Genomic DNA, 611 nt, shown 5'->3' with positions numbered 1-611 from the left:
TTAATTTGAATAACAACGCATATCAAAGATATGGGGATTGTTGTTATTCGTCAGCTTTCCAAATTGTTAAAGAGCAAGTTTCTTTCGAAACCATTTTTAAGAACACTCAAGCAAGTATGCTTAAAGATGGTGGGCGATACCGGGCTCGAACCAGTGACCCCCTGCTTGTAAGGCAGGTGCTCTCCCAACTGAGCTAATCGCCCATCGAATCAAGAATGGTGGAGCTAAGCAGGATCGAACTGCTGACCTCCTGCGTGCAAGGCAGGCGCTCTCCCAGCTGAGCTATAGCCCCATATCTTGAGAAAATGGTGGGTCGTGCAGGATTCGAACCTGCGACCAATTGATTAAAAGTCAACTGCTCTACCAACTGAGCTAACGACCCAATGGTATCCCGTAGGGGAGTCGAACCCCTGTTACCGCCGTGAAAGGGCGGTGTCCTAGGCCTCTAGACGAACGGGACACTAAGTGAACATCTTGGGGGATGTTCTTTCTCTTAAACTACATAAACCATCAATCTGTGTGAACACTCATCGCAATAATCATCGTATAAGGAGGTGATCCAGCCCCAGGTTCCCCTAGGGCTACCTTGTTACGACTTCACCCCAGTCATG

The 611-nt window shown here is 48.1% G+C and carries 4 tRNA genes and 1 rRNA gene; all 5 read right to left on the bottom strand.

Annotated elements, in window-relative coordinates:
• Positions 1-127: 127 nt before the first annotated feature.
• A tRNA-Val gene (locus ACQEXR_RS20380) sits at positions 128-203 on the bottom strand.
• 13 nt (positions 204-216) lie between these two features.
• Positions 217-292: transfer RNA gene (locus tag ACQEXR_RS20375), tRNA-Ala, on the bottom strand.
• Positions 293-306: 14 nt separating this feature from the next.
• A tRNA-Lys gene (locus tag ACQEXR_RS20370) sits at positions 307-382 on the bottom strand.
• A gap of 2 nt (positions 383-384) precedes the next feature.
• A tRNA-Glu gene (locus ACQEXR_RS20365) sits at positions 385-460 on the bottom strand.
• Between the two features lie 87 nt (positions 461-547).
• Positions 548-611, bottom strand: a 16S ribosomal RNA gene (locus ACQEXR_RS20360); the annotation flags it as partial.

Source organism: Vibrio sp. TRT 2004 (assembly GCF_050113735.1).
GTDB lineage: Bacteria > Pseudomonadota > Gammaproteobacteria > Enterobacterales > Vibrionaceae > Vibrio.
The sequence above is the reverse complement of the archived record's forward strand: the minus strand, read 5'-3'. Positions and strand labels throughout refer to the sequence as shown.